Origin of the sequence: Promineifilum sp. (SeqCode), from assembly GCF_041918635.1 — a bacterium.
In the GTDB taxonomy this organism is placed as follows: domain Bacteria; phylum Chloroflexota; class Anaerolineae; order Promineifilales; family Promineifilaceae; genus Promineifilum.
The window spans coordinates 1-7,285 of the sequence record NZ_JAYRVJ010000243.1; the positions used below are offsets into that span (position 1 = coordinate 1).

Genomic DNA, 7,285 nt, shown 5'->3' on the forward strand with positions numbered 1-7,285 from the left:
GTCACCGACAGGCTGGTGACGATGCCCATGGCCGCCAGCATGATCACCTCGTCCGGCAGCCGGTTGATGGAGGCGGAGATGATGGGGCCTTCGGCCGCCATCAGCAGCCAACTGGCAAACAGCGGCAGCCAGAACCCCAAAATGTAGCGTTGACGCATAGCGTGTGTCTCTCCGATGGCTTGCACCTTCGTTTTCGTTAAGAAAAATCTGCGAAATCTGCGAAATCTGCGGATGTTTCTTCTCTTTTTCTGCTTCCGGTACAATAGCAATAGCCGGCGAGTATAACATGGCGTCCGGTGGACGTCAGCCCGGCCATCCCATTTCCCACGAAGGAGCTTTGACAACATGCGCAAGAAAGCCATCCTGATCACCGGCGCGTCCGGGGAGATCGGCCAGGCGCTTATCGCCAACTTATCGGAACAACAATCGCTGCCGCTGCTGACCCTCGACCTACACACCATCCCGCCGGAACTGGCCGGCCGGTGTACCCACATTGGCGGCGACATCCTCGATAGCAAGCTGTTGGCCCGGCTGGTGACGGAGTACGACTTTGAGATCATCTTCCATCTGGCGGCGCTGCTTTCCACACGCAGCGAGTTCTCGCCCGAGCTGGCGCACCAGGTGAACGTCGATGGCACCCTGGCGCTGTTGCAGGTCGCGGCCGAGCAATCCCAGCGCCGCGGCAAGCCCGTCAGCTTTATCTTCCCCAGTTCGGTGGCCGCCTACGGTCTGCCGAATCTTGCCATCAAGGCGCGCGACTACCGGTTGAAGGAGTGGCAGTGGGCCAACCCCAGCACCATGTACGGCTGCAACAAGCTCTACTGCGAACAGTTGGGCATTTACTACAGCAAGCATTACCAGCAGCTATCCGTTAACCGGCCGGTCATGCTCGACTTCCGCAGCCTGCGCTTTCCCGGCCTCATCAGCGCTTACACGGTACCGTCGGGCGGCACGACCGACTACGGCCCGGAAATGCTCCACGCCGCCGCCCAGGGCAAGCCCTACGCCTGTTTCGTGCGCGAGGACACCGTCTTGCCATTCATGGCCATGCCCGACGCCGTGACCGCGTTGCTCCAACTGGCTGCCGTCCCGGCCGAGAGCCTGGGCCGCGCGGTCTACAACGTCACCAGCTTCAGCCTGTCGGCGGCTGACTTCCGCGACCAGGTGCTCCACGCTTTTCCCGACGCCCAGGTGACCTTCGAGCCTGATCTGCGGCGGCAGGGCATCGTTGATAGCTGGCCGGCCGAACTGGATGACACGGCGGCACGCACTGAGTGGGGCTGGGCTCCGGCCTATGATCTCCAGCGCGCTTTCGATGAGTACCTTGTCCCCAACATCCGCCAGCGCTATCACCATGAGGCGCAGCCGGCAAAATAGGTTGGCCAAGTCAGGGAGTTTGGCGCTCCACGCTCTGGACTTAGCATCGGCTAAGGCCGATGTTTCCATTGAGAATAGACAGCGCCGCCTTGTGGCGCGACAATGAAGGTTATGCCCGCTCGAAACGGCCTGACGCGCTACGCCTGGCTCTCCATCGCCACGGCCATCGTGATCATTTTTCTCAAGGTCCTGGCCTACTGGCTGACCGGATCGGTCGGCTTTCTGTCCGACGCGCTGGAGTCGGGCGCGAATATCGTAGCGGCGGTGATCACCTTGATCGCGCTGATCGTGGCCGAGCGTCCCCCTGACGCCGATCATCCCTTCGGCCACAGCAAGGTTGAGTATCTATCATCCGGGGCCGAGGGGACGCTTATCTTGCTGGCGGCCGTTCTCATCATCGTGCAAGCCGTGCAGCGCTTGTTCGAACCGCAACCACTGCAACAGGTAAGCATCGGCGTACTCGTTTCGGCCATTGCCGCGGCGGCTAACTTCGTCGTCGCCCGAATCTTATTGCGCGCAGGCCGCCGCCACCGCTCGGCGGCGCTGACGGCCGACGCCCATCACTTGCTGACCGACGTGTGGACTTCGGCGGGCGTCATCGTCGGCGTAGGGCTCGTGGGGCTGACCGGCTGGTTGTGGCTCGATCCCGTCGTTGGTCTGATCGTCGCCCTCCAGATCATCTTTACCGGCGGAAAGTTAGTCCGCGTCGCCGTAGACGGCCTGATGGATGTCGCCTTGCCGCTGGATGAAGCGGCCAAGGTGACGGCCATCCTGGAGCGCTACCGCGAACAGGGCATCACCTATCACGCCTTGCGCACGCGCCAGGCCGGCGCGCAGCGCTTCGTCTCCTTCCACGTGCAGACGCCCGGTTCGTGGAGCGTCCAGCGCGGTCACGAACTGCTAGAGGCGATCGAACGGGAGATCCGCGAGCAACTGGCCCCGGTGAACGTCCTCACCCATATCGAGCCGGCCGAAGACCCGTCGTCGTGGGAGGATGAGCCGCTTTACCGACCAGACTGAGGGGAAGGAGGAAGCATCCGCAGATTTCGCAGATTACGCAGTGTTTCAGAAAGAATCTGCGTAATCTGCGAAATCTGCGGATGATCTTCTTTGATGCTACGTTTGATGGAGAGGCTGGTAAAGCAGAAGACCGCCGATGCCGCCGGCCAGGATAAGAAATAGCCCGGCCAGGCTGCCTAGCGCCGCGAAGAGGGTTGCGCCGGGCATCCCCAGCGCGTAATAGTTGTACACCAGCAGACCCCCTGCGATACCCCACAACAGGCGCCCCACCCGCTGCGGCAGCGGCAGCGCGGGCAGCCGCCGGTTCAGCGCCAGGGCCAGCCCGGCGACGAGCAACAAGCCCACCATGACCCCGGCCAGCGAGCGTAGCTCCGACAGCCCGATCAGCCAGCCGCTTTCCGCTTCCGACTCGGGGGCTGCCGTCGTGGCCGTAGGCACCGGGGGCGGCGTCGTCGTTGGTTCCGGCGTAGGCGAGGGGGTGGGGGAGGGCGTGGGCGTCTCCGTCGCCGCCGGGGTGGGGATGATGATCGCCAGTTGCGCGTTTTCCTGGAGGACGATGTCCACTTCCTGCGATACCGTCGCCGCCCCCGACTCGGCCGTGATGCGGAACTGGCCCGGCCCCATGCTGGCGTCCAGCACGTAATCCAGTTGGGCGACGCCGCCCGTCGTCGGCCGCTCGCCCAGAATGGCGACCGTGCCCTGCACCCGGTTGCGCAAGATGAAGCGCACCAACGTGCCATCCGGCACGGGCTGCCCATTGCGATCGACGACAATGCCAGTCTGCAATCGCAACGTGTCGCCGATGGCCGAGGCCAGCGGCTCCTGACTGGACGGCGCGACGATCTCGTTGCCGATGACCAAGAAGAGCGCGATCACCTGATTGGGTGAGGGCTGGGTCTGGGTGAACAGATCGTACTGGATGCCCTCGACGCTGACCGGAGGCGCGCCCGTGAGTGGCGATTCCAGAAACAGGGCGCGCACGGCGGCGTCCACGAACGCGCCTGTGCGGCTATAGGCCCCGTAGTAGGCCGTCAGCTTGCTGATCTCAGTACTGTCCAGGAAGTAGGGGGCGTCGAACGCCAGCACAACGACCTCGCTCTGGCTGGCCAGGTCCGGTCGTTCGGCCAGGAAGCGGCTCAACGCGGCCGAGTCGGCCGTGCCGGCGCGCGGCCCGGCGTTGAGCAGGGCGAAGACCAGCCAGTCCGCGTCGCGCAGCGCTTCCTGCACCTGGTAATCGGCCGGCAGCGCGGGCGTGGGGACGGGCGTCGCGTCGGGCGGCGCGTCCGGATCGGCTGTGGGCGGGGGCGACTCGGTCGGCAACGGGATAGGCTCGTTGCCCGCGTCGAGAAAGGCGTTCAGGTCGGCGAACGTAAAGCTGCTGATATTGTCGGGCTGCACCTGGCCGCTGCCATCCGGCCCATAGATCGCCAGCACCCGCTCCTGGAGGACCGCCTGGGCGAGCAGGGGCGTCGGTTCGCACGTGGAGCAGGATTGCACCTGGCGTACGTCGGTGAAGATGACCATGCGGTCGCCCGCGCCCGGCGCGCTGGCCAGACGGTTGGTCAACTCCTCCGGATTAGGCGCGAGTAAGGTGATGGCCGTTTCGGCGATGTCGAAGAAGGCGGCTCCGCTCATCGGCGTAAAAGGTGGCGTGCCCTCGTCCGTCTCGCCAATGACGTTCTCGGCCGAGAAATCGCCGCCATAGAGGCGCAGTTTCAGCTTGAGGATACGCAGGACGGCTTCGTCTACACGCTGACGGAAGGGGGGATCCGTCTCGTAGCGGTCGCGGAACCACACCATGGTGTCCTGCACGTTAGCCAGCACGGCCGCCTCATTTCCCTGACCCAGGGCAAAGTCGGCCACGTTGAGCAGATCGTTGCCCGCCAGGAGCGCGTCCTTGGCCACTTGCCGGTGCGGAAACTCGCGCTCGGTGTCATCATAAAAACGCTGCACGCTCCGCGCGCCCAGCGCGTCAGAGACAACCACGCCACCGCCCTGTCGCCATGGCGCGAACTCTGGCAGGGCCATGAGGGAGTTGAGCGCCTGAGGGTCGAGGCTGATCGGCGCGGTGGTGGCGCGGATGTTGCCCTGGAAACCCTGGTAGCGGATGTGGGTCATCAGCAGCGCTTCGGCCGTGCCGGGCGCGCCCAGCCCGTCGCGTGTGACGGTGAAGAAGGGCGCGAGTTCGATTTGCTTGAGTTGCTCCAGCGAGCGGCGGACGGTCGGCACTTCCTCATCGACCGGGCGGTCGCTGCTGCCTTTGCCGGGAAAACTGCTCGCGGTCACCGCCAGACGGTTGCTCCCGCCCGCGTGAATCCCTTCGATGTACGCGCGTCCCATCACCCCTACCCAGTAGGGATCGCCGCCGAAGGAGTAGGTTCCGAGGTCGCCGGCGCTCTGCGCCGATGGCCGCTCCAGCACGTCCAGGGATGGGCCAAGCAGCAGATTGATGCCTGTGGTTGCCAGTTCGCGGCCGACGACCTCGCCCACTCTCTGTGCGTAGGCCGGCCGCCACGTCGCCCCCAACGCCATGTTGTTGGGGACGGCCGAATAGCCGGCCAGGACGTTGGCAACCGGCAAACTGTCGCCGTCCTGGCGCGTGGCGATGAGCAGGGGGATCGACGTCTGAGGCTGCGGCTCCGGAGTAGGCGGTATGGTGTCATCATCCGGTTCGGCGCTTGGGTCGTTGCTGAACCCCAGCAGCGCCAGCCGTTGCAGATTGCCGGTCAGCTCTCTAACCTGGTTAGGCGTGGCGGCCGGAGTACCATAGCCGGTGAAGTTGTCGTTCTTCGACAGAAGGGCCACGCCGCCGATGTGGTAGTTCAGGATCAGATCGGCCACGGCGCTGTCAGCCGGCGCGCGGTCGCCCTGGAACGTAACCAGAAACAACTGACCGATCCGCTCGGGAACGGTCATTGTCTGCAACAAGGCTTCCGCCTGAGCAGACAGGTCTGGTTCGTTCTGGCTCCGCGCTCCGACCGGTGCGAGCAGGGCAAGGCCCAATAGCAACAGCACCAGCCCGGTCGCGCGCCGAAGGCCGGATCGTTTCATGTGGTACAACTAGCTTGATGGCGGTGGCGCTCCACCAACCCAACCATTGATGCGTCGGCGACCATCTGAGGCAAGCGGCGTTTTGCGCGATGGCCGACTCTCCGCATTAACTCTTACTAACAGCAACGACGCCAATTATACAGCGGATTGCCTGACCGAACACCTGTGTTAAAATCATTATCATGAGCGCCCAACTGGGCGCGCGAGTGTTTTTATGTCAAACCGTGTCCGTGGTGGGCTCACCGTTTTCATGTTGGTCATTCTGGCCGCCAGCGCCTTCGTGGCCGGCTACCTGGCGCGCGAACTGGTAAACGACCGGAATGGTTCCCCCTTGGCCCACGCCGAGCAGGATATGGCCCTCTATCACGAGGCCTGGACGCTCATCGAGCAGAATTTCCTGGGCGCTTTGCCCCCCGAGCGTGACGTAGCCTATGGCGCGATCCGCGGCTCGCTGGCGGCGCTCGACGACCCCTACACCGTCTTCATCGAGCCGGCGGCCCGCGACGTGGAACGGGAGCGCCTGCAAGGCTCTTTCGGCGGCATCGGCGCGTACATCACCCGTTCAGAGGAAACCGGCGACGTGCTCCTGGAGCCAATTCCCGGCAACCCGGCCGAAGCGGCTGGCATCCTGACCGGCGACGTGCTGCTGGCGGTGGACGGCGCGCCCATTACGCCGGAAATGACCGTGCCGGAAATCATCGACATGGTAAAAGGGGAGAAGGACACGACGGTCGTGCTCACCATTCGCCATGCGGGTACGACCGAGACGGTCGATATCAGCGTGGTACGCACCGATATCCTGCTGCCATCGGTGACCCACCGCGTGCTGGAAGCCGACCCAACCATCGGCTACATCGGCCTCTCCCGCTTCAGTGCTGAGACAGGCAACGAAGTCGGTGCGGCGTTACAGGACTTGCAATCGCAAGGGGCCACGCGCTTTGTGCTCGACCTGCGCCAGAACGGCGGCGGGCTGCGCGACGCCGCCGTGGCCGTGGCCGACCACTTCCTGGACGAAGGCCCCGTGCTGTACCTGCAAAGCCAGCAGGAAGGCGAGCGCGTGTTCAATGCCACAGCCGAGACGCTGGCCCCTACAGAGCCGCTGGTGGTGCTCATCGATGGCGGCACGGCCAGCGCCTCGGAGATCGTCGCCGGCGCGCTGAGAGACCGCGACCGGGCCACGCTGGTCGGCAATAGCAAGACGTTCGGCAAAGGCTCGGTGCAACTCGTCTTTGACCTGAGCGACGGCTCTTCGGTGCACGTTACCTCGGCCCGCTGGCTGACGCCGGACAAGCGCCAGCTCGACCAGAGCGGCCTGGAGCCGGATATCCTGGTCGAAGTCACTCAGGATGACATCGACAACGGCCGCGACCCGGTGCTGGAGCGGGCCGTCGAGTTTCTTCAGGCAGACCCCGGCTAAATCGCTGGCGAACGGCGGACTAAGCATGACAATTCATCAAACTCCCGAATCTAAACCCGCCGGGCGCCGTTTGCCCGGCCTTTTGTTGCCCATATTGATCCTGCTGGTCGGCCTGGGGATGGGTATCGTCGGCTTTCTGGCCGGGCGGGCCACGGCCGGCGCCCAGCCACCGGTCGAGCCGACTGCGGCGCTGGCCGCGGCGACCATCACTCCGACCTCCGCGCCGGGTGGAGGAGAAACAGCGGTCGTCGCTTCGCCCTCGCCGGCGCAACCGGAACCCAGCCCGACCATTCCGCCCTCGCCCACGACCGCCCCTACGGTGGAGCCACCCACGGCCGAACCGGCCACCGCCGTGCCCGAATCGACAGCCGTCCCCGCTCCATCCGGCGAGTCGCCGTTGGGCGGCGCCGACTTCACCAC

General features: G+C 64.8%; 4 protein-coding genes and 1 pseudogene. 4 read left to right on the forward strand and 1 reads right to left on the reverse strand.

What is annotated here, in order from left to right; all coding sequences use genetic code 11:
* The first annotated feature begins 345 nt into the window (after window positions 1-345).
* Both ACE3UY_RS08180 and ACE3UY_RS08185 read left to right on the forward strand, forming a co-directional pair.
* On the forward strand, window positions 346-1,377 hold the full coding sequence (locus ACE3UY_RS08180) for an NAD-dependent epimerase/dehydratase family protein (RefSeq protein WP_374687053.1): 1,032 nt from the start codon (window positions 346-348) through the stop codon (window positions 1,375-1,377).
* Window positions 1,378-1,488: 111 nt separating this feature from the next.
* Window positions 1,489-2,397: a cation diffusion facilitator family transporter gene (locus ACE3UY_RS08185; protein ID WP_374687054.1), complete on the forward strand. Its 909-nt coding sequence runs from the start codon at window positions 1,489-1,491 to the stop codon at window positions 2,395-2,397.
* Window positions 2,398-2,493: 96 nt separating this feature from the next.
* Here the strand turns inward: ACE3UY_RS08185 and ACE3UY_RS08190 are convergent, their stop codons facing one another.
* Entirely contained in the window at window positions 2,494-5,448 is a 2,955-nt protein-coding gene (locus tag ACE3UY_RS08190) for a glycoside hydrolase family 3 N-terminal domain-containing protein (RefSeq protein WP_374687055.1), read from the reverse strand.
* A gap of 250 nt (window positions 5,449-5,698) precedes the next feature.
* On the opposite strand from ACE3UY_RS08190, the gene ACE3UY_RS08195 reads away from it, so the two are divergent.
* Both ACE3UY_RS08195 and ACE3UY_RS08200 read left to right on the forward strand, forming a co-directional pair.
* On the forward strand, window positions 5,699-6,865 hold the full coding sequence (locus ACE3UY_RS08195) for a S41 family peptidase (RefSeq protein WP_374687056.1): 1,167 nt from the start codon (window positions 5,699-5,701) through the stop codon (window positions 6,863-6,865).
* Window positions 6,866-6,947: 82 nt separating this feature from the next.
* A pseudogene (locus tag ACE3UY_RS08200) lies at window positions 6,948-7,285 on the forward strand (hypothetical protein); the annotation flags it as partial.